This window comes from Roseibium sp. JB4-4 (assembly GCF_055693425.1).
The window spans coordinates 3,678,722-3,700,072 of record NZ_CM146333.1 but is presented as its reverse complement, the minus strand read 5'-3'; the positions used below and the strand labels follow the sequence as shown (position 1 = coordinate 3,700,072).

At 56.4% G+C, this 21,351-nt stretch carries 22 protein-coding genes and 1 pseudogene; 11 read left to right on the top strand and 12 right to left on the bottom strand.

Annotated features, from left to right (window positions below; all coding sequences use genetic code 11):
- Positions 1-44: 44 nt before the first annotated feature.
- Both xerD and ACZ1HV_RS17425 read right to left on the bottom strand, forming a co-directional pair.
- Positions 45-968, bottom strand: coding sequence for a site-specific tyrosine recombinase XerD (xerD, locus tag ACZ1HV_RS17430; protein WP_472715849.1), 924 nt, complete (start codon positions 966-968; stop codon positions 45-47).
- An 8-nt stretch (positions 969-976) separates the two neighbouring features.
- On the bottom strand, positions 977-1,120 hold the full coding sequence (locus ACZ1HV_RS17425; RefSeq protein ID WP_173005876.1) for a hypothetical protein: 144 nt from the start codon (positions 1,118-1,120) through the stop codon (positions 977-979).
- Between the two features lie 152 nt (positions 1,121-1,272).
- On the opposite strand from ACZ1HV_RS17425, the gene ACZ1HV_RS17420 reads away from it, so the two are divergent.
- The 3 genes and pseudogenes from ACZ1HV_RS17420 (at position 1,273) to ACZ1HV_RS17410 (ending at position 4,403) form a co-directional block, all read left to right on the top strand.
- Positions 1,273-1,914 carry a shikimate kinase gene (locus ACZ1HV_RS17420; protein WP_298817434.1) on the top strand — a complete coding sequence of 214 codons (642 nt, stop codon included), beginning with the start codon at positions 1,273-1,275 and terminating at the stop codon, positions 1,912-1,914.
- A gap of 28 nt (positions 1,915-1,942) precedes the next feature.
- Positions 1,943-3,084: pseudogene (aroB, locus tag ACZ1HV_RS17415) on the top strand (3-dehydroquinate synthase).
- On the top strand, positions 3,081-4,403 hold the full coding sequence (locus tag ACZ1HV_RS17410) for an HlyC/CorC family transporter (protein ID WP_298817436.1): 1,323 nt from the start codon (positions 3,081-3,083) through the stop codon (positions 4,401-4,403). Before aroB ends, ACZ1HV_RS17410 begins: the two are co-directional and overlap by 4 nt.
- 69 nt (positions 4,404-4,472) lie before the next feature.
- Here the strand turns inward: ACZ1HV_RS17410 and ACZ1HV_RS17405 are convergent, their stop codons facing one another.
- Complete coding sequence (locus ACZ1HV_RS17405) at positions 4,473-4,775, bottom strand: BolA family protein (RefSeq protein ID WP_472715848.1); 303 nt, start codon at positions 4,773-4,775, stop codon at positions 4,473-4,475.
- 174 nt (positions 4,776-4,949) lie between these two features.
- Between ACZ1HV_RS17405 and ACZ1HV_RS17400 the strand changes: the two genes are divergently transcribed.
- The 4 genes from ACZ1HV_RS17400 to ACZ1HV_RS17385 all read left to right on the top strand — a co-directional run bounded on the left by ACZ1HV_RS17400 (position 4,950) and on the right by ACZ1HV_RS17385 (position 9,565).
- Positions 4,950-5,540 carry a DnaJ domain-containing protein gene (locus ACZ1HV_RS17400; RefSeq protein ID WP_298817438.1) on the top strand — a complete coding sequence of 197 codons (591 nt, stop codon included), beginning with the start codon at positions 4,950-4,952 and terminating at the stop codon, positions 5,538-5,540.
- A gap of 65 nt (positions 5,541-5,605) precedes the next feature.
- Positions 5,606-6,592, top strand: coding sequence for a cobaltochelatase subunit CobS (cobS, locus tag ACZ1HV_RS17395; RefSeq protein WP_298817440.1), 987 nt, complete (start codon positions 5,606-5,608; stop codon positions 6,590-6,592).
- A gap of 7 nt (positions 6,593-6,599) precedes the next feature.
- On the top strand, positions 6,600-8,507 hold the full coding sequence (gene cobT, locus ACZ1HV_RS17390; protein WP_472715847.1) for a cobaltochelatase subunit CobT: 1,908 nt from the start codon (positions 6,600-6,602) through the stop codon (positions 8,505-8,507).
- 11 nt (positions 8,508-8,518) lie between these two features.
- Positions 8,519-9,565: an esterase-like activity of phytase family protein gene (locus tag ACZ1HV_RS17385; RefSeq protein WP_472715846.1), complete on the top strand. Its 1,047-nt coding sequence runs from the start codon at positions 8,519-8,521 to the stop codon at positions 9,563-9,565.
- A gap of 80 nt (positions 9,566-9,645) precedes the next feature.
- Here ACZ1HV_RS17385 and ACZ1HV_RS17380 read toward each other — a convergent pair whose 3' ends face one another.
- The 3 genes from ACZ1HV_RS17380 to rpmB all read right to left on the bottom strand — a co-directional run bounded on the left by ACZ1HV_RS17380 (position 9,646) and on the right by rpmB (position 11,209).
- Positions 9,646-10,038, bottom strand: coding sequence for a GFA family protein (locus tag ACZ1HV_RS17380; RefSeq protein WP_472718464.1), 393 nt, complete (start codon positions 10,036-10,038; stop codon positions 9,646-9,648).
- A gap of 168 nt (positions 10,039-10,206) precedes the next feature.
- Positions 10,207-10,893: a queuosine precursor transporter gene (locus ACZ1HV_RS17375; protein WP_298965908.1), complete on the bottom strand. Its 687-nt coding sequence runs from the start codon at positions 10,891-10,893 to the stop codon at positions 10,207-10,209.
- Between the two features lie 19 nt (positions 10,894-10,912).
- Positions 10,913-11,209, bottom strand: coding sequence for a 50S ribosomal protein L28 (rpmB, locus tag ACZ1HV_RS17370; RefSeq protein WP_298817449.1), 297 nt, complete (start codon positions 11,207-11,209; stop codon positions 10,913-10,915).
- 344 nt (positions 11,210-11,553) lie between these two features.
- On the opposite strand from rpmB, the gene ACZ1HV_RS17365 reads away from it, so the two are divergent.
- From ACZ1HV_RS17365 to ACZ1HV_RS17355, 3 genes are all read left to right on the top strand, one after another.
- Entirely contained in the window at positions 11,554-12,387 is an 834-nt protein-coding gene (locus tag ACZ1HV_RS17365; protein ID WP_298965906.1) for a DUF3108 domain-containing protein, read from the top strand.
- 218 nt (positions 12,388-12,605) lie between these two features.
- Positions 12,606-13,565, top strand: a complete 960-nt coding sequence (locus tag ACZ1HV_RS17360; RefSeq protein ID WP_298817453.1) for an acetyl-CoA carboxylase carboxyltransferase subunit alpha — start codon at positions 12,606-12,608, stop codon at positions 13,563-13,565.
- 307 nt (positions 13,566-13,872) lie between these two features.
- Positions 13,873-15,135, top strand: coding sequence for a L,D-transpeptidase family protein (locus ACZ1HV_RS17355; protein WP_298817455.1), 1,263 nt, complete (start codon positions 13,873-13,875; stop codon positions 15,133-15,135).
- 29 nt (positions 15,136-15,164) lie between these two features.
- On the opposite strand, the gene ACZ1HV_RS17350 is transcribed toward ACZ1HV_RS17355, so the two are convergent.
- The 3 genes from ACZ1HV_RS17350 to ACZ1HV_RS17340 form a co-directional block, all read right to left on the bottom strand.
- Positions 15,165-15,767 (bottom strand): HD domain-containing protein, encoded by a 603-nt coding sequence (locus ACZ1HV_RS17350; protein ID WP_298965900.1) that lies wholly within the window; start codon positions 15,765-15,767, stop codon positions 15,165-15,167.
- Positions 15,768-15,881: 114 nt separating this feature from the next.
- Positions 15,882-16,934 (bottom strand): MaoC family dehydratase, encoded by a 1,053-nt coding sequence (locus ACZ1HV_RS17345; RefSeq protein WP_298985270.1) that lies wholly within the window; start codon positions 16,932-16,934, stop codon positions 15,882-15,884.
- A 130-nt stretch (positions 16,935-17,064) separates the two neighbouring features.
- Positions 17,065-17,187: a hypothetical protein gene (locus ACZ1HV_RS17340; RefSeq protein ID WP_472715845.1), complete on the bottom strand. Its 123-nt coding sequence runs from the start codon at positions 17,185-17,187 to the stop codon at positions 17,065-17,067.
- A 137-nt stretch (positions 17,188-17,324) separates the two neighbouring features.
- Here ACZ1HV_RS17340 and ACZ1HV_RS17335 point away from each other — a divergent pair, with 137 nt between their 5' ends.
- The gene (locus ACZ1HV_RS17335) at positions 17,325-17,456 is read left to right on the top strand and encodes a hypothetical protein (RefSeq protein WP_472715844.1); all 132 of its coding nucleotides are present in this window, start codon (positions 17,325-17,327) and stop codon (positions 17,454-17,456) included.
- Positions 17,457-17,545: 89 nt separating this feature from the next.
- Here ACZ1HV_RS17335 and holA read toward each other — a convergent pair whose 3' ends face one another.
- From holA to leuS, 3 genes are read right to left on the bottom strand one after another with little or no spacing between them, the layout of a single operon-like run.
- Complete coding sequence (gene holA, locus ACZ1HV_RS17330) at positions 17,546-18,103, bottom strand: DNA polymerase III subunit delta (RefSeq protein WP_472715843.1); 558 nt, start codon at positions 18,101-18,103, stop codon at positions 17,546-17,548.
- Between the two features lie 24 nt (positions 18,104-18,127).
- Positions 18,128-18,703, bottom strand: a complete 576-nt coding sequence (locus ACZ1HV_RS17325) for a hypothetical protein (protein ID WP_298817461.1) — start codon at positions 18,701-18,703, stop codon at positions 18,128-18,130.
- Positions 18,690-21,311 carry a leucine--tRNA ligase gene (leuS, locus tag ACZ1HV_RS17320; RefSeq protein ID WP_472715842.1) on the bottom strand — a complete coding sequence of 874 codons (2,622 nt, stop codon included), beginning with the start codon at positions 21,309-21,311 and terminating at the stop codon, positions 18,690-18,692. Before leuS ends, ACZ1HV_RS17325 begins: the two co-directional genes overlap by 14 nt.
- Positions 21,312-21,351: the final 40 nt, after the last annotated feature.

The window sequence follows — 21,351 nt, the reverse complement described above, 5'->3', positions numbered from 1 at the left end:
GCGGAGTGTAAGGCGATGAATGCTGCAGCGCAATAGAGCGAATTTCAACGGCGCGCCAACGGGTGTGCGCTCTCTACGAGTTCCCGCAGGCGCTCATCGAGGACGTGGGTATAAATCTGCGTCGTTGAGATATCGGCATGACCGAGAAGCTGTTGTACAACGCGCAGATCTGCACCGTTCTGCAGAAGATGTGAAGCAAAGGCATGACGCAGGACATGCGGGGAAACCTTTGCCGCCGGGAGACCGGCAGCAACCGCGAGGTCTTTGAGTTCCCTCGCGAAATGCTGACGTGTCAGGTGACCGCTGTCACCGTGGGAGGGAAACAGCCAGGGACTTTTCTCGTAAGCGCCTTCTGCCGACCTCAAGACCACATAGTCTTTCATGGCGGCCTGTGCGGCATGGGACAAGGGTACCAGACGCTCTTTGCCGCCTTTGCCGGTGATTTCGATGAGCCGCGCATCGCGAAGAGCTGCTGTTACCGGAAGCGAAACAAGTTCAGACACACGCAAACCAGTCGCGTAAAGAACTTCAATGAGCGTATAGAGGCGCTGTGCACGCAGGCGGGCGGCCGAACTTTTCTGAGGCTTTGCAGCTCCCAGTTCGGCAGTTTCGATCAACCGGTCGACATCATCGACAGACAACACTTTGGGAAGGGTTGACCGTCGCTTGGGTGCTGACAACGTGCGGGTCGGATCGTCCTCACGAACACCTTCAGAATAGAGAAACTTGTAAAACTGCTTGAGGGCGGACAGTCTCCGCGCCTGTGATGTCTCGGCAAACCCTCGGCGGTTCAGGTCCCCAAGATAGGCTGAAATCTTGTCTGTGCCTGCGTCGGCAAGCTTCGTGCGGCCGAGAAAACCAGAGAAGTCTTCAAGGTCGCGGCGATAGCTTTCAAGCGTGTTTTCGGCCGCGCCACGCTCGGCTGCCAGCATTTCCAGAAACGTTTCGAGATCGAAACCGGTTGCCAAATCAGATCCTAACGGCCAAAGCCGTCCTTCTTGACGCGAACGGTGATTTCCCGCTCACGCGGGTCAACGAAATTCGCCAGCGCAAACACCGCGCCATAGCCGAGTGCACCCAGCAACAACAACACCAGCAGCAGGCGGGTCAGGGTTGGCACAAGCGGACTCCCGAGCAAAAAACGTGAATGCCATAGACGAATCGGTCACCGGATTGTTTCAAGAAGACATGGTTGAGCGCAAGTGATGACGCCAAGGTATCCGAAATGAGATCAGCCCGTGTCTTTTTTGGTGAATATGGTACAACGCCGCCATGACGAAGAATGACGAGACGCAGGACCCGGAAACGGGCCCTGAGTGGATAAACGCCAAAGACATCGATTTGGCCGGGCTCCTTCAAAAGCTCGGGCACCGCTCTATTGTTTTGGTTGGAATAATGGGCTGTGGCAAATCCACAGTCGGCAAGCGTCTTGCCCAGCGCCTTGGCCTTGAATTCATCGATGCTGATTCCGAAATAGAGCGTGCAGCAAACATGACGGTCTCAGAAATTTTTGCAGAACATGGCGAACCTTATTTCCGCAGTGGCGAAGAAAGGGTCATCGCGCGGATTTTGCGAGAAGGTCCCCAGGTTCTTGCCACCGGTGGCGGTGCCTTCATGAGCGATGCCACCCGCCAGGAAATTTCCGAACACGGGGTTTCGATCTGGCTGAAGGTAGACTTTGAGACGGTCATGGCGCGCGTTCGGCGCCGCTCAACGAGACCGCTGCTGCAAAATCCCGACCCTGAAGGCACCATGAGAGACCTTTTGGCGAAGCGCGAACCGGTTTATGCGCGCGCGGCGCTGACAGTCACATCCAAGGAAGTTCCGCACGAAACGGTGGTCGACCAGATCGTCATCACTTTGGCAGACTATCTTGATGTCGGCGACGCACAAAATGCCTCGGCAATGTCCTGAAACACAGAAATTCAAAGACAAAATGACAATGGAAGCAAACGTGGCTGAAGCAGCGGAAGCAGAGCGAACTCAGGTCAAAGTCGATCTTGGCGCCCGAAGCTACGACATCAAGATCGGTCGCGGCCTGTTGGATGCGGCCGGCTCTGAAATCGCTGCCGTCTTGCCCGGAGCTCGCCTCGCGGTGATTGTTGACGAGACCGTCGCGAAACTGCATCAGCCAGCGTTTTCCGAAAGCCTCAAGGCCGCAGGCCTTGAGCACACCGTGCTGACCGTGCCCAGCGGTGAAAGCAGCAAGTGCTTTCGGGAATTCGAACGCCTGTGTGACGAGGTCCTGGCGGCACGTCTGGAACGCGGCGATGGTATTGTCGCGCTCGGCGGCGGTGTCGTTGGCGACCTGACGGGCTTTGTTGCGTCTGCTGTCCGTCGCGGCATGACTTTCATCCAGGTACCCACGACGCTGCTGGCTCAGGTAGACAGCTCTGTCGGCGGCAAAACCGGCATAAACGCCCGCCATGGCAAAAACCTGATTGGCGCATTCCATCAACCCGCGTTGGTGCTTGCCGACACGGCTATTCTGGACACATTGCCGATCCGCGACTTTCGTGCAGGTTATGCGGAAGTCGCCAAATATGGCCTTCTCGGAGACGAACCTTTCTTTTGCTGGCTCGAAGCCAATTGGAAGGCGGTTTTTGCGGGGGTCCCGAACGCGACGAAGCCGTCGCCCGGTCTTGCCAGGCCAAAGCCGATGTCGTGGCTGCTGATGAACTGGAAGCAGGGCGGCGTGCGTTGCTCAATCTCGGCCACACTTTCGGCCACGCTCTGGAAGCCGCCGTTTCGTATGAAACCGAGCGTGTCGTTCACGGAGAAGGCGTCTCGATCGGCATGATGCTGGCGCACGAGTTTTCACAGAGGCTGCAGCTGATTGGCGAGGCCACTGTTGCACGTGTCGAAAAACACCTGACCGATGTTGGGCTTCCGGTAACGTTGAAAGATGTTCCAGGCCAGCTGCCACCTGCGGAAACATTCATGGACATCATCGCTCAGGACAAAAAAGTCAGCCGCGGCGCACTCACGTTCATTCTGACCCGCGGTGTCGGTGAAGCCTTTGTTGAAAAAGGCGTCGATCCGGCACTGGTATCGGATTTTCTCAAGGAGAAACTTGAAACATGATGGAAACGTCTCTCTGGCTGGCGGTCGGCGCCATTCTGGTGCTTCTGTTCCTGTCCGGTTTCTTCTCCGGCTCCGAAACGGCGCTGACTGCGGCTTCGCGGGCGCGCATGCACCAGATCGAAAAGAACGGTGACTGGCGGGCCCGAGTGGCCAGCCGGCTGATTGCGAACAGGGAAAGGCTGATCGGTGCGCTGCTGCTTGGCAACAACCTGGTCAATATTCTGGCGTCCGCGCTCGCGACAAGTGTCTTCCTCTCGCTTTTCGGCGAAGCGGGCGTCGCTTTGGCGACCCTGGTCATGACGGCGCTGGTCCTTGTATTTGCAGAGGTTCTTCCGAAAACATGGGCCATCTCCAATCCGGAACGATTTGCCGTGATGGTTTCACCCATTGTGCGGGTGGTGGTTGCCGTCTTCGGACCTGTTGTTGCTGGCGTCGAGGTGATCGTCAGGATGATCTTGCGGGTTGTCGGCATCAATGTCGGAGCTGACACCTTCATCTTGTCCGCGCATGAAGAACTGCGTGGCGCCGTTGATCTTCAGCACATCGAAGGCGGCCTGGAAAAGGGCGAACGCGACCGGTTGGGCGGTCTCTTGGACCTAGCCGAACTGGAAGTGTCCGACGTCATGGTTCACAGGACCAACATGGCCGCCCTGAATGCTGACGAGGACCCTGCAAAGCTTGTCGAAGCCGCCCTAGCTTCGCCCTATACGCGGCTGCCTATCTGGCGCGGTGAAAGTGATAATTTTGTAGGCGTTCTTCATGCAAAGGACTTGCTGCGCGCATTGCACGCCACCGATAGCGGAACCGACGGCATCAACATTCTTGATATTGCCGCACCTGTATGGTTCGTGCCCGACACGACCAGCCTTCAGGATCAGTTGAACGCTTTCCTGCGGCACAAGTCGCACTTCTCTCTCGTCGTGGACGAGTATGGCGAGGTGATGGGCCTTGTGACCCTGGAAGACATTCTGGAAGAAATCGTTGGGGAAATCGCGGACGAACACGATGTGGAACTGGAAGGCTTGAGGCCTCAAGCTGACGGCTCGGTAATTGTCGACGGATCAGTGCCGATCCGTGACCTCAACCGTGCGGCTGACTGGAGCCTGCCTGACGATGAGGCGACCACGATCGCCGGACTCGTCATTCATGAAGCGCGCATGATTCCGGAAGAACGTCAGATTTTCACGTTCCACGGTTTCAGGTTCACGGTCCTGCGCCGTGAGAAAAACCGGATCACACGCCTTCGCATCATGCCGCTTGGCCAGATACCTGGTATCAAGGCACCTGTTTCCGCACCAACGGTGCGGATCGAGGCATAATAGATAGGACATGATTTTCGCAGTCGAATTGCCGCCCCATGGGCAGGCGGCTATGACTGGGCTGAGCGGCTAGCCAGCCACTCTTGCCGCACGCGGATCAGGTTCGCTGTCGGAACGGATCTCCAAAGCCAGAGCATGCACGCCGCTCGCCAGTTCATCTGCCAAAAGGTCATTTAATGCCCTGTGGCGCGCAACACGGTTCATGCCTTCGAAGGCGGCCGAGGCAATCTGAACCCTGAAGTGGGTTTCTCCGCCTTCACGCCACCCGCCATGGCCCTTGTGCTTGTCTGACTCGTCAATGACATTCAGAAATGAGGGGGAAAAGGCTGCCTGAAGCTTGTCGGCGATGATCTGTTTTGTACTCATATGCATTTATGTGACGTATGCGAATTCGAAGTTCAAGTCTTTGCTGGTTCGACCGGGCCTGATATGGTTTCGGGCTGCTCGACATCCGGGAACCAATGCAGGGAAAATAGCTTTGGATACCGGATCAATGAAACGACCGGCGGGTTGCCCGCCAACGCTCAGGCTTCAATATTTCGCACCATGAAACTGGATTCAAAAATTTTCGACGGTATCCGGGTCAAGCCGGACAAGGAGCGGGCGCAACAGGATCACCATCCGGCGTGCGACCACCCCGGCTGCAAGCGCCCCGGCACGCACCGGGCACCCAAGGGCCGCAATCGGGAGGGACAGTACTTTAATTTCTGTGTCGACCATGTCCGCGAGTACAACAAGTCCTACAATTATTTCAACGGCATGGGTGACGACGATGTCCGGAGCTATCAAAAGGATAGTCTGACGGGACATCGCCCGACCTGGAAAATGGGTGTGAATCGGCAGGCAGCAGATGGGCCGGACGGGTTCGACCCGAGGGAAGGCATGCGCTCCAACGCGCAACGCCGTGCAGAATCCATACGCCGTCCGCGCCAAAGAAAATTACTAACGCTTGAAAAACGCTCCCTGGATGTGCTCAATCTGCCATACACAGCCCGTGGCGATGAAATCAAAGCGCGCTATAAAGAGCTTGTTAAGTTGAACCATCCGGATGCCAATGGCGGTGACAGGTCTTCCGAAGACCGCCTGCGGGAGATCATTCAGGCCTATAACGTCCTGAAAAAAGCCGGTTTCCTTTAAGCCCGCAGGGTCCTGCAGGCTTTCCCCAAATGACCCTTCCCGACATTCGGGACAGCGGAGGACTGATGACTGAGACGACGACCGCGGCTATGGCCATGCCGGATACTGAAGTTTCCGTAAGTGAAGTTTTCGGCTTCAAGTCGAACCTCAAGGTACCGGCGTTTTCCGCTGCATCCGAGCATGTGCCTGAGCGCGATGAGGACTACCTGTTCGACCGGGCCACCACTTTGGCCATTCTGGCAGGCTTTGCACACAATCGGCGCGTCATGGTGACCGGCTATCACGGCACGGGCAAGTCAACCCATATCGAGCAAGTTGCAGCCCGTCTCAACTGGCCCTGTATCCGCGTCAACCTGGACAGCCACATCTCGCGTATCGACCTTGTCGGCAAGGATGCGATTGTCATCAAGGACGGTCTGCAGGTCACCGAGTTCAAGGACGGCATTCTGCCCTGGGCTTACCAGCATAATGTCGCGCTTGTGTTCGACGAATATGATGCCGGCCGTCCTGACGTGATGTTTGTGATTCAGCGAATTCTGGAATCGTCGGGCCGCTTGACCTTGCTCGATCAAAGCCGGGTTATCCGCCCGCACGCTGCCTTCCGTCTGTTTGCAACTGCAAATACTGTGGGTCTCGGTGACACCTCCGGCCTTTATCACGGCACCCAGCAGATCAACCAGGCTCAGATGGACCGGTGGTCCATTGTCACAACGCTGAACTACCTTCCGCATGACAATGAAGTTGACATCGTTCTGTCGAAGGCAAAGCATTTCCAGACAGACGAAGGCCGCACCATTGTCTCCAAAATGGTGCGTTTGGCGGACATGACCAGAAACGCATTCATCAATGGCGATCTGTCCACGGTAATGAGCCCGAGAACTGTCATCACCTGGGCGGAAAATGCCGAAATTTTCGGCGATGTCGGGTTTGCCTTCAGACTGACCTTCCTCAACAAATGCGACGACATGGAACAATCGCTGGTCGCGGAGTTCTATCAACGCTGTTTCGGCGAAGATCTGCCGGAATCTTCTGTAAATGTCGTCATGAGCTGAGGGTAGTATGGCGCCGAGGCCAGGACACAACACACTTCCGGGAAACAAGCCCGCACCAAGTACCGAACCGTTCAAGCAATCGGTCAGCGGCACCATGCGGGCCATTTCCGGTGAGTCGGAGCTGGAAGTCGTTTTTTCCGGTGACCGTCCGGGACTGTCCGGCATGTCCGCCCGGTTGCCGGAACCCTCTCGAAAGGTCAATGCCCACGAAGTGGCAGTAACGCGAGGCCTGTCGGATTCCATGGCATTGCGCATTGCCTGCCATGACAAGGCCGTTCACGCCAAGAACATGCCGCAGGGACCGGAAGCCCGGGCCATCTTCGAAGCCGTTGAGCAAGCACGCTGTGAGGCTGTTGGTGCGCGCCGGATGCAGGGTGTTGCCGACAACCTGGCAGTGATGCTGGATGACCGGTTCCGCAAATCAGGAGCCGCGGATGTTGCCAGCCGGGAAGATGCGCCGCTTCAAGACGCTCTGTCTCTCATCGTTCGCGAAAGGCTGACCGGTGCCAAGCCGCCGGAGAGCGCGGAAAAACTCGTCGATATGTGGCGCGGATGGGTTGAAGACAAAGCAGGCGGGAACTTGGATCGCCTGGAAGCGGAAGTCGAAGATCAGTCTCTCTTTGCCGCTCGTTTGCGGGACGTTTTGAAATCGCTCGATATGGCCGACGAGATTGGCGATACCGACGATGAAATGGACCCTGACCAAAACGAGGATGACGGCAACAACGACGAAGCCGAAACGGGAGACGACAGCGAGGAAAACACCGGCGAACAGGAATCCTCACCTCAGGACATGGACATGTCCAGCGAAGAGCAGGACAGCGGCGATACGGAAGCTGCCGAAGCCGACATGGACGACTTCGCCGAGCAGGATATGATCGAGGACTCCGAGGAGCCTGGAGAAAGCGAGCGGTCCGAGAGCCCGTTTTCCAACCGTCCCGAGACTGACTATCGTGTCTTTACCTTCCAGTTCGACGAAACGGTAACGGCGGAAGAGCTGTGTGATAGCGCTGAGCTTGATCGACTTCGAGGCTTTCTCGACAAACAGCTGACGCACTTACAAGGAGCCGTGGCCCGACTTGCCAACCGTCTGCAACGCAAACTGATGGCCCAGCAGAGCCGTGCCTGGGACTTTGACCTGGAAGAGGGTCTTCTGGATACCGCACGCCTGACACGCGCGGTCACGGATCCGATGGCTCCGCTTGCGTTCAAACAGGAACGCGACACCAATTTCCGCGACACGGTGGTAACGCTGCTTCTGGACAATTCGGGATCCATGCGCGGACGACCCATAACAGTAGCTGCCACATGCGCCGATATTCTCGCGCGCACCTTGGAGCGCTGCGGCGTGAAGGTGGAAATCCTGGGCTTTACCACCAAGGCCTGGAAAGGTGGACAGTCGCGGGAAAGCTGGATTGGAGCCGGAAAACCACCGACACCCGGGCGCCTCAACGATCTGCGCCATATCATCTACAAATCCGCTGACGCTCCCTGGCGCCGTGCAAGGCGAAACCTGGGCCTGATGATGCGCGAAGGCCTGCTGAAGGAGAACATTGACGGCGAAGCGCTTCTCTGGGCCCATGACCGGCTTCTGGCCCGCCCGGAACAGCGCCGGATCCTCATGATGATTTCGGATGGCGCGCCGGTAGACGACACAACGCTGTCGGTCAATCCGGGCAACTATCTCGAGCGGCATCTGCGCTATGTGATCGAAGACATTGAAACCAGATCTCCGGTGGAGCTGATTGCCATCGGGATCGGGCACGATGTAACCCGCTATTACCGAAGGGCCGTCACCATTGTCGATGCCGAAGAACTTGCCGGGGCGATGACTGATCAGCTTGCTGATCTGTTTGACGACGAAGTCGACACCTCACTGCAGACCCGCGGCCGGCGCCGAGCTGGGCGGCGATAACACTTGAGCAAATGACGCAGGCACCGGGAAAACGTCGCAACATCAGAGGATGCCTAGTCGCGGCCGTGATATTCCTGTGCACCTTGGTCACCTGGCAAGATCCTCCACTCGCACAGCAATTGCTGTCGCAGGGCGAACAGGTAAAGGTTCGCACAAAGGACATCGAGACATTCCGGATCGGTCATCAAGACACCGAGTTCGGGAAGCTGACATTTCTTGGCGGACTGGAGCTTCTGGCGTCGGATCGGAAGATCGGCGGCCTCTCCGGCCTGATCAGTCTGGATGGCGGTGATCGCTTTCTGGCGGTGACCGACAATGGTCATTGGGTCACAGGCTCCATCGAACAGGCTCCGGACGGACGCCCACTCGATATCAAAGATGTCTCTTACGCCCAACTGCTCGGCCATGACGGCAAAACACTGACCGCGCGCTGGGGCCACGATACGGAAGCCCTGACACTTTCAGAGACTGGTCTTTATGTGACCGCTGAAACGCGCAATGCCATATATCACTATCCCTGGCCGCTTGCCACCGGCAAGGAACATATGATCGGCGAGGTTGCCCTTGTCGACGAAATCAGGGGACTGCCGCGCAATGCGGGTCTGGAATCACTGGCAGCACCGCCTGCCGACAGCCCCCTGGCCGGAAAGCTGATTGCCATTGCGGAATCTTCTCCGAGCGATTTTCAGGACCTCAAGGGCTACATTGTCGGCCCCGATGGTACGGAACGTTTCAGCATCAATCGCGAGGATCGTTTCGATGCAACGGACGCAGCGTTTTTACCAAATGGTGATCTGGTGCTGATGGAGCGCCGCTTTAATCTGCGAGACCTGATCGGTCTGCGATTGCGGCGGTTTGAAGCCGCTTCGATTTTACCGGGCGCGAAACTCGAAGGTGAAATCCTGTTGGAAGCAGACTACGGCTATCAGATCGACAACATGGAAGCACTCAGCATTCACCAGAACGACAAGGGTGAAACTATTCTGACGCTTCTTTCCGACAACAACCGCTCCTTACTGCAAAGAACGGTGTTCTTGCGGTTTCGACTGGATGACTAACCTGTTTGTTTCCTTCCATCTGACCCTTGTATGAATACAGAAATGAGTTCCTTGCATGCGCCAGGATGGCCGCATTCACCTCAATCTTCTGAGCGATCCTTCAACGTGCGATCCCGGTCATACATCGTCTTGAGCGGAAACTCAGGCAACCAGTTTTCCCGGCGAATGGTCCAGAGTTCATAGGTTGGCGTGAGCTGATCCGGTGCGTCCAGTGCACCCAGATTGACCTCGATCTCGTCCAATGTGCGGGAGTAAACGGACGAGCCGCATTCCGGGCAAAAGTAACGCCCAGCAAATTCTTTCACGTCTCCCTCGATGATCACTGCATCTTCCGGAAAGACCGCGGAAGCATGAAAGAGCGCGCCATGCTGCTTGCGGCAGTCCATGCAGTGACACAGACCGACGCGATAGGGCTTCCCAGACGCGACAAAACGCACTTTGCCGCACAGACAACCGCCCTCAAACTTCTTCATGCTTTGCATACATTGGACCTGGTCAGGAAATGTTTAAACCTGCTGTGTTTCAGCCAGGAAAGCAATTGCGGCAACACCACAGCATTCAAGGCGGATCGCAAGTCAGCCTGAAACAAGAAATGGCGCCCGATTGAGCGCCATTTAAGAAGTAACAGTGTCCTGGTCGCCTCAGGCAGCAGATCCGTTGGGAACCGGCTGGAATAGACCAAGGACAATCCGGTAAGGCGCAAGCAAGGCAACTGCTACCAGCATCTTCACGAGGAAGTCTCCGGCTGCCAGCGACACCCACAACAGTGTCTGTGTTCCTTCGCTGATCCCGAGGAACGGAACCGGGAATGCCAAAGAACCGTTGTCCATGCCGAAGAACCCGTCAATGAAAGCAAAGCTAGCGGCGAAGGCGATACCAAAGAACAGGATGGTATCGATCATCGAGCCGATCAGCGACGAAGTGATCGGCGCTTTCCACCAGGCCATCCGGCGCAGGCGGTCAAAGATCGTCACGTCGAGCAACTGAGCCACCAGGAAGGCTGTACCGGACGCAATCAGGATGCGCGGCGTGGTGAAGGCTTCATCGGCTGTCCAGAAAAGCAGCGGAATGACGATTGCCAGAACAAAGCCGGAAATAACCACTCTGCGTGCGGCTGTTGGTCCGAAACGGCGATTGGTCAGGTCCGTCACCAAAAACGCAATTGGGTAGGTGAACGCGCCCCAGGTCAGCGTATCGGCCAGATTGATACCACCGACGATTTGCTGCACGGGAAACTGAACGAGGTAGTTGGAGGCCACAACAACGAGCGCCATCGCGAGGATCGCGATAGCGTAATGGCCCACGGAGAAGCTCCGGGTGTCTGTCATTTTTATGCCCTAACGGGAATTAAGCGGCTACGGCTTCGGCCTGCTTGCGCTTGATGCTGGTTTTGATCTTGCGAGCAGCTGTTGAAAGCTCAGCATCGCTGGCTTTCAGAAGATAGGCGTCAAGACCACCACGATGCTCAACAGAACGCAGTGCATGCGCACTGACCTTCAGCTTGAAGCTTTCGCCAAGCGTGTCGCTCAGCAGCGAGACATTGCACAGGTTCGGCAGGAACCGGCGGCGGGACTTGTTGTTCGCGTGAGAGACGTTGTTGCCCGTCATCACATCTTTGCCGGAGAGTTCGCAACGGCGTGCCATGATATCACCTTTTGTTTTCGTGGCTGGGCCGTTACTTGGAACCCAGCAAGTCCAAACCGGAACCGGCGCGGACCTTAGGTCCGGCGACATCGTCTCCGGCATTTCTCGGAAAAAGTTGCTCCGCTATAATGGCAGCGCGCGCGCAGGTCAAGAGATCTGAGGCCTAATGCGGAATTTCTCTGACTTAATTCGCAGAAGTGCCAAGCGTTAACCAGTGAGTTACCATAATTTAGAATGATTGATTTCGTTCTGCACGCTGATTTCATGCTATGGTTACCGTCGCGGAACACTTCAAGGCGCGGGGGCGCAATTTGCTGCCGTTTTGGCAGGCCGGAGGTTTTAAAGTGTTTGGTTTGACGTCTCTCGGGCGGCTGGTCGCCCTGCCGATGGTTGTTGGTGCACTGCTGGTCACACCTGCAGAAGCCAAGAAAACGAATATCGGCGGCCTTTATGCAATTTCGATTGCCGGCTTCAAGATCGGCAAGGGCACGCTCTCGCTGGCCATGAAAGGCAACGCCTATTCCGCCAAAGTCAGCCTTGCACCCGCCGGGATCGGAACTCTGTTCTCCACCGGCAAAGGAGGCGCTGAAGCGTCGGGATGGCTGGTCGGCTCGAAGGTTGTTCCCTCCAAGTACCGTATGGCTTCCCACGCTTCCAACATCGACTTCTACGTCAAGCTTAACCAGGGTTCAGGCCATATTCGTTCCTCTGACGTTGCGCCGCAATTCAAACCGAACGCCGAGCGCATCAAGGTCACCCGGCGCCATAAACGCAATGCGATTGACCCTCTGAGCGCGGCACTGATGCCGGTCGGACGCGCAAAAGACAGTCTGGGCCCGAAAGCGTGCAGCAGGAAGCTGCCGATTTTCGATGGCTGGACCCGTTTCGACATCAAGCTGAGCTACCAGGGAACAAAGGAAGTTTCCGGACGCGGCTATGACGGGCCGGTTGTTGTCTGCAAGGCCCGCTGGGTTCCCATCGCAGGCCACCGTCCTTCGAAGGAATCGGTCAAGCGCATGGCTCGCGCCAACATGGAAATCTGGATCGCTCCGCTTGGGCGGGACAACGTTTTGATCCCGTATCGCATTTCCATGGACACTAAAAACGGGCGGCTCGTGGTTGAAGCGACAAAGCTGAGCGTTGACGGCGCTGGCAGGGAACAGGCCGCGCGCCGCTGATCCGGTTCGGAATCGCAGGCCAAATCGGTTCAATTCAAGGCTTCTTCTTGAAATAGGGTCTATTCGGAGCCCGGAACAACAGCCTAGGCTTGCGCCCCCTTGCGTCTCTTGTTACAGCCCTCCACGTTATGACAACATGGCGAATGCCGTGACCCGTCAATTATTTCCGGATCGACCGATTTTTAAGGCGGTGCCGGCTTGTTCAGGTAACCGAGTAAATGCACAGCTATTTGGAATTCGAAAAGCCCGTTGCAGACATTGAAGGCAAGATCCAGGAACTGAAGGCTCTCGCAGCTGAAGACGGTGAAGAAGTCAATGTCGACAGTGAAATCGAACGGCTGAAAACCAAATCGTCGCAGACGCTGCAGGACCTCTACACCAAGCTGACCCCCTGGCAGAAAACACTTGTTGCCAGGCACCCGGACCGCCCGCACGCCGTCGACTACATCGCCGGATTGATTGAGGATTTCACTCCGCTCGCCGGAGATAGGAAATTCGCGGAAGACCACGCGCTGATTGCCGGGATCGGTCGTTTCCGCGGCCAGTCCGTTGCGGTGCTCGCGCAGGAAAAAGGCCACGATACGGAATCCCGCCTGAAGCACAATTTCGGCATGGTTCGCCCGGAAGGTTACCGCAAGGCCGTAAGGGTCATGGAAATGGCGGAACGCTTCGGCTTGCCGCTGGTGAGTTTCGTCGATACGTCCGGTGCGTATCCTGGCCGGGGCGCGGAAGAACGCGGTCAGTCTGAGGCCATAGCCAGATCGACGGACAAGGGTCTTGGCCTCAGCACCCCTTCCGTTGCCGTTGTTGTTGGGGAAGGCGGATCGGGCGGTGCAATAGCGATTGCAACGTCAAGCCGGGTGCTGATGCTCGAACATGCAATTTACTCCGTGATTTCGCCGGAAGGTGCAGCTTCGATCCTCTGGCGCGACAGCGCCAAGGCACAGGACGCTGCAACAGCGTTGAAAATCACGGCTCAGGATCTCAGGCAATTGGGCGTGATTGACGAAATTATCGGCGAACCTGTCGGCGGTGCGCACAGAGCACGCGAAATTGTGATCGACAACACCGGCAAGGCAATCGAGACTGCTTTGAAAAGCATGGCGGAACTTTCCGCTGAAGAATTACGCAAGCAGCGCCGCGAGAAATTCATCTCCATTGGCCGAACACTCGGTTGACAGGCCGTCAGGCATTCCATTGAAATTGTGAGTATTTTACTCGGTTTAAAGCGGCTTTCGGCCGCTTTCGCCTTGCTATGGCCAGAATTTACCCTCATTCAGGCCAAGTTGGGCACGTTTTTCATTTGGAGAAAAAGTTGTTCTGATCACCGGAATTTGCATCGCGAAGGCAATTCCGGTCCAGTAACCTATCGTCAACCATCATTCCCTAGCCTTTGCGCGGGGGCGAGACGCAGGAAATGCGACCTGACCGCGTAGGGCTTTCGCTAGGTTTGGAACGCTTTCCAACAAGTTTGGGATAGTAATAATGGTGTTTCGGCGTATTTTAAAATCGCCAGCAGCCCTGCTGCAGACAGAGCAACGCCGAAAGGGTCGCAAGGCCGTCAGGCTCGGGGCTGTCATACTCGCAGCAGGTTTTCTCGCAGCTTGCCAGGCAGATGAATTCAGCGCCGGTCCCAACAAGGCTAATCTGCCGGTCAGCGCTTCACTCAAGCGCAAGATGAACGATCTCAACATGAGTTCGACATCACCGATCATGATCCGGATCTTCAAGGAAGAGTCTCAGCTCGAGGTCTGGAAGCAGACAAAGTCAGGCAAATACAAACTTCTTGAAGACTTCGAAATCTGCAAGTGGTCGGGCAAACTCGGTCCGAAATTCAAAGAAGGTGACCGCCAGGCACCAGAAGGCTTCTACGAAATCACGCCTGCGCTGATGAACCCGAATTCCAGTTATCACCTGGCCTTCAATCTTGGCTACCCAAACCGGTATGACCAGTCTCACGGACGCACGGGATCGCACCTCATGGTGCATGGAGCCTGCTCCTCCCGTGGCTGCTACGCCATGACCGACGAGCAGGTACAGGATATCTATTCTCTCGCCCGCGACAGCTTTAAAGGTGGACAGCGCTCGTTCCAGGTCCAGGCATATCCATTCCGCATGACACCGGAAAACATGGCGCGTCACCGGGACAGCGAGCATTTGGATTTCTGGAAAATGCTGAAGACCGGGTACGACCATTTCGAAGTTGCCAACGTGCCGCCGCAAGTTTCTGTCTGTGAAAAGAAATACGTCTTCGATGCGACCACGCTTGTTGAGGGCGTACCTTTCCGCGCTTCGGCCAAATGCCCCGAGTACCAGGTGAGCCCGCGCATAGCCTCGGCGGTTGCCTCTAAGCAGAAAAAAGACAACACCAAATTCCAGCAACTCGCAGCGCGCTACGATGCACGTGAAGAGCGTCAGAAGCGTTGGGAAGACCGTTCCAACCGCTTGGCGGAAGTCCTGGGAGGCGACGAAGCCACGCAGACCGCAGCAACGGAAGCTGGTGCAAATGCGGACGCAACAGCGGCGCAGCAAACGGCATCCACAAGTGCACCAGCCACCGCGGCCCCGGTGACCGATGCTCCATCAGGATCTACCGTTGAAACCGCCTTTGCTCCGCAGGAAAACAGTCGCGGCAGTTCTGTTGGCGGCTTCTTCAAGCGTTGGGTTCCCTTCGGCTCCAAAGCCTCGAATGAAGGTGCCAGCGTCGGTGCAATCAGCACGGAAGTCGTTCCAGCTTCCAAACCCTGACGTCACTACCCTTGGATTGTCACCTCTGATCAACTGAGAGGCGGCAATCCTTTCGACACGCCCATCTGAATGACAGACGGGTCATAGGCCTTGCGTGCAAACACGTCTCGAACCAGAGGTTCAAAACTCTCTAGTGGATCGTATTCATAGTCCGGGTCGAATGAACACTGATCCCAGCGTTCGCAGAAATCAGCACAGGCTTGAAAATGCATGTGGTCCTTGAAACGATCCCGCGCGTTTTCATCCCAGCCATAGTGACGGGCATAATAGATCATTTGAAAGATCCCATGATGCTCGACCACCCAGGCCACTTCGTCACGAACAAATGGACGGATGACTTCGGCTGAAAACCGATCGTGGTTCTGCGGTGCCAATCCATCGCCAACATCATGCAACAAAGCGCCGGCAATCCAGTCGATATCAGCACCTTCCCGACGCGCCCGAGTCGCGGACTGGAGCCCATGTTCAAGCCGCGTGATCTTGTAGCCTGAAAGCGTGTCTTCGCCCTGGCGTCGAAGTTCGGCGAAGATCCGGTCAGCGGTCAAGCCATGATACGGTTTTTCTGCCTCGGACAGCAGGTCATAGTCCTGCTTCGTGCCGTCTTTCATCTGCGTGAACGATACGGTTTTCATGGTTGATGCGTCTCCATAGTCTTCACAGGAGTGTGGGCAATCGAAACTCATCTTGTCCAGGGCAAATCCGGCGCAGGCAATCTCCAAAACGACCGGAGACCATAGTGGCAGACCTTATTTGGGCATCATGGCCCAGTAGTCGAAGTCGAGGATCACTTCATCCAGATATTTGCCGTCAGCGGTCTTGTCGGGAAAGTCTTCACAAGACCGGTTTTTGGTTGCAACAAGGCGAAGGCGCAAGGCACCAACATCAGTCCGTCCGTCGATATCCGACTTATCCAGTACTTCGGACCAGGCATAGACCGTGTCACCTGCCCCAAGCGGCCCGACATGACGACCGCCATTGATGCCACTGATGTGGAATGCATTGGCAAGGCCATTGAAGGACAGTGCTCGAGCGATCGAAATCACGTGCCCTCCGTAGACCAGCCTGTGACCGAACCTGTTGTGGGCTTCCGTATGCAGGTTGAAATGCACCTTGGCCGTGTTCTGGTAAAGCCGAGTTGCCATCTGATGCTCGGCTTCCTCAACGGTCATTCCATCGACATGATCGATTTTTTCGCCGACTTCATAGTCGTCAAAGCGGAAGCCCGACCCCGATAGATCGTTGTCCCAGTTAGCTGCATCAAGCAGCGGCACAGCGGTTCCAAGCGACTGCGGATCCAACACTGCAGGCAATTCGGGCACGACGGCCTCGGGTGCGGGACTGCCTGCATCCCGCTTGTTGACCATCACCCAGCGAACGTAGTCCAGAACCTCTGTTCCAGTGGAAGTGTACCCGGTGGACCGCACATAAACGACGCCCGTTTTCCGGTTGGAATTTTCTTTCTTCCCGATGACTTCCGAAATGGTTGAGATTGTGTCTCCCGGATAAACAGGAGCCAGAAAACGTCCGCCCGCATAACCCAGATTGGCAACTGCATTGAGCGAGATGTCCGGAACGGTTTTGCCAAAGACAATGTGGAATGTCAGGAAATCATCGACCGGCGCCTGCGCATAGCCTAGCGACTTGGCAAAGGCATCGGAAGACTGGACTGCGAACCGGGAGCCGTAAAGCGCTGTATAGAGCGTCTGATCACCACTGGTAACAGTGCGCGGCGTTGCGTGGCGGATCACTTGTCCGACCTTAAAATCTTCGAAAAAATTGCCGCGATTGGTTTTGCTCACCTGCGCCTCCCGATTTCTGTGTTCTGCACGGGAATAAACCCTATTGCAGCGCACACTAGCAAGTACGACGATGTGCCAAGCCGGTCTCTGCACTCAACCAATGCACAGACGCATCCAAAAAAGCGCCCGTTCAACGCCGTTGGTTTCTGGCCCTTGCCGCGCGCCCGAGTTTCAAGAGCGCTTCGGACAGAACCGGCACACCAAGTGGATCGTTCAGCCTGGAGATCCGTGTCGCTTCGCTCAGAATGTCCATCGCTTTTTCAAGGTCCTTCAGCGCCCAGATCCGCAATTGTTGCGAAAATTTCGGCTTGCGACTGAAAAAAATAGGGGGCGCTGGCCATCAATGACGGCCTGTGCACTTTTGCCCTGGTCCACATCGATACGCATACGGTGCAATTGCTGAAAATGCTTGAGTGCCTGATTGGCAATGACGGACGCTTTCGATCCTGCCTCGGCCAAACGCTCAAGACCATGATCCAGCAAGGCAAGATCGCCGGCAGCGGCAGCATCGATCAGTTCTGATGTTTCGAACGCGGAGGCATCACCGATAATGGCCTCAATGTCTTCACTGTCGATGCGGCCTTTGAGGAGTGCATATAGGCAGAGCTTCTTTAGCTCCCCCGGCTTGCCATCCGGTCGCCCCCCAGCAGACTATGCAGAGAGGCGCGCGCTTCCCGCGTGATGGAGAGACCGGCTTCGCGGGTTTCCTCGTCGATCAAATGATCGATGCCACGATCGCTGTCCGCATAGCACGGCAAGGCGATAGCACGCTTGTGTGTCTCGACAAGTTTCCTGAGCCCCGCCCCTTTCTTGATGTCTCCGGCTTCGAGGACAACAAGGGTCTGCCAATCATCCAGTTTGAGAACCGGCTCAACAGCCGGATTGAGGTTTTTGCCGCTGGCGTCCTTGACCCAGACGATCCGGCGACCGCCGAAAAGCGGGACCGTCAGCACTTCATCAATGAGCCGATTGGGGTCTGCACTGATGTCCGCGGCGTCTATCTTGATCAGATTAAAAGGATCGCTATCCCCCTCAGAGGCTTTGTTGACAAGCCGCGTTGCCCGCTCGGAGACCAGTCCGGTGTCAGGCCCGAACACGAGCACGACCCCGCCCGCGTCAGGTGGATTGGCAACAAACCGATCGATTTCCGCAGCTTTCAGAACGGTCACGGTCGGAGCACCTCTGCCAGAAAACTATTGCTGGCTTGCAAAATAGCCTGCAACACGGGCTGTTATGTCATCGGCAACCGACTTGGCAACCCGTTCCTGGGCATCCCGGTAGGCTCGCGTGTTGGCAAACCGTTGATCCGAAAAGTCGTAAGAAGCGGTCTTGAAGGCCCGGCCCGACATCAGCGTTTCATCTGTCGCCAGGTCGCTCAGGACGAAGGTCGAATTCATCGTGGTGTTATAGGCGGACGGAACATCCGCAAAACGTTCCACACCTACTTCAGAATTGCTGACGTCGATCAGCACCTTCAGCCTGTATTTCTTCGCCGGCGCGTCGCCGCCGCGCTCAAACCTGTAGGTCAGCTCGTTGTAAAGAACGCGCGAGGCATCGTTGTTGGCAAATTGCGCATCGATCGAAGCCAGATCGATGGCCGCCATTTCAGATGCGACCGGTGACGAAACCGACCCGAATTCTCCGGTGCTTGTGCCGTAAAGCGGGCGCACCTGACACCCGCTCACCAGGACCACTGCTGCAAATCCAACGCAAAGTGCACCGCGCCGCCAAACGGCTTTCTTCTCGAAGATGTTGTCAAACAACGACATTTACGATCCTTTGCGGCACAACAATGAGCTTCTTCGGCGAATTTCCGTCCAAAGCCTTGCGAACGAACTCAAGCGCCAGAGTAGCCGCTTCGACCTCTTCTTTGGAAGCGTCTTTTGCAATCGTCAGTTCGCCACGCCGTTTGCCATTCACCTGGATCGGATATGTGACACTGTCTTCAACCAACAGCTCACTCTCCGGTTCCGGCCATTTGGCCTCGGAAATCAGGTTGTCATGGCCAAGCGCAGACCAGCACTCTTCCGCCAGATGCGGCATCATGGGCGCCATCATCTGGACCAGGAAATCGGCAGCTTCCCGGATTGCGTAACGCGCTCCTCCATCGGCATCACCGTCGTTGAAGGTTTTGCTGATCGTGTTGACCAGCTCATAGAGACGGGCAACCGCCCGGTTGAAGCCGAGGCCTTCCAGGTCGTTCGAAACGGCAGCCAGTGTCTTGTGACTGGTCCGGCGCAGCTCAAGCGCCTTTCCGCTCACGTCGGGCGCGGTTCCGCCGCGAGGCTCGATCTTTTCCGAGATTTCGCCGATAAGACGCCAGACACGCTGGACAAAGCGCCATGCACCCTGAACTCCGTCTTCTGTCCAGATGACATCACGCTCCGGAGGACTGTCAGACAGCATGAACCAACGGGCCGTATCCGCGCCGTATGTGTCAATGATGTCTGTCGGATCGACGGTGTTCCGTTTGGACTTCGACATTTTTTCAATCGAGCCGATGACAACCTCGTCTCCTGTATCAAGCAGGGTCGCCCGGCGTGAACCGTCGACTTCCTCGATCTTGATTTCCGCAGGAGCGATCCAGCGTCCGTTGGCACCTTCACCGAGACGATAGGTTTCGTGCGTGACCATGCCTTGCGTAAAGAGACCCTTGAATGGCTCTTTCAGATCGAGCGCACCAACTTTTTGCATCGCACGGGTAAAGAAACGCGAATAAAGCAAATGCAGAATCGCGTGTTCGATGCCGCCGATATACTGATCGACCGGCAACCATCCAGTCGCCGCAGCAGGGTCGGTTGGCTCACTGCAATCTGGCGCCATGAACCGCGCGAAGTACCAGGAGCTGTCGACGAAAGTGTCCATCGTGTCGGTTTCACGCTTTGCCGGTTTCCCGCATTTCGGACAGGAGGTATCGCGCCAGGTCGCATGTCGATCCAGTGGATTGCCCGGCTTGTCGAAATTGATGTCGTCCGGCAACTGGACAGGCAGGTTTTCATTCTTTTCCGGTACGACACCGCAGTCGTCACAGTGGATGACCGGGATCGGACACCCCCAATACCGCTGGCGTGAAATGCCCCAGTCGCGCAGGCGGAAGTTGACCTGACGCTCTGCCTGAGGCGATCCGTCAACGATGTCCGTCTCCAGTCGTTTCGCAACCGCTTCCTTGGCGTCCGCAATTGAAAGACCGTTCAGAAAGTCCGAATTGAAGATCGTACCCTCATCGGTGAAGGCCTCGTTGCCGACATCAAAACTTGCCGGGTCTGCATCCTTCGGCAAGACGACCGGTTTGACCGGCAGCTCATATTTGCGCGCAAAATCCAGATCGCGTTGATCGTGTGCCGGGCAGGCAAAAATGGCGCCGGTTCCGTAGTCCATCAAAATGAAGTTGGCGACATAGACCGGCAACTCCAAAGACGCGTCCAGGGGATGCTTGACCCGAAGGCCGGTATCAATCCCCTTCTTCTCCGCTTTTTCAATGGCTTCTTCCGAAGTTCCGACCCTGCGGCATTCCTCGATGAATGCCTGCAGCTCCGGATTGCCTTCGGCCACCTTCAACGAGATCGGATGATCGGGCGAAAGCCCCATGAACGACGCCCCATACAAGGTGTCAGGCCGTGTGGTGAAAATCTCCAGCGTCTTGTCGCCTGTTGGCGCTGCTTCGGTGAATTCAAAGCGCACACGAAGGCCTTCCGAACGGCCGATCCAGTTCTTCTGCATCAGGCGAACCTTGTCCGGCCAGCGGTCAAGCGTGTCGATCGCCTCCAACAGATCTTCCGAAAAATCAGAGATCTTGAAGAACCATTGGGTCAGCTCCCGCTGCTCAACCAGCGCACCCGATCTCCAGCCGCGGCCATCGATCACCTGCTCGTTCGCCAGAACCGTCATATCGACGGGATCCCAGTTGACCTTGGCGTTCTTGCGGTAAACGAGACCTGCTTCCAGGAACCTCAGGAACAAGCGCTGCTGCTGCGTGTAATACGCCACATCACAGGTCGCAAATTCTCGGCTCCAGTCGAGCGAAAGACCCATAATCTTGAGCTGGTCGCGCATCGTGGCAATATTTTCGTAGGTCCAGTCTTTTGGATGAACCTTGTTCTGCATGGCTGCGTTTTCTGCAGGCATGCCAAAGGCGTCCCATCCCATCGGGTGCAGAACATTAAAGCCTTTCGCACGCTTGTAGCGGGCGACGACGTCTCCCATTGCGTAATTGCGCACATGGCCCATGTGAATGCGGCCGGACGGATAGGGGAACATTTCTAGGACATAATATTTGTCGCGCGGGTCGTCGTTATGCGTGACGAACACATCCTTGTCGTTCCAGACCTTTTGCCAGCGCGCTTCGACTTCGCGCGCGTTGTACCGTTCCGTTGCCATCAATTATGCCGTTTGTTCTTGCCGCCGGATCTGGCGGAAT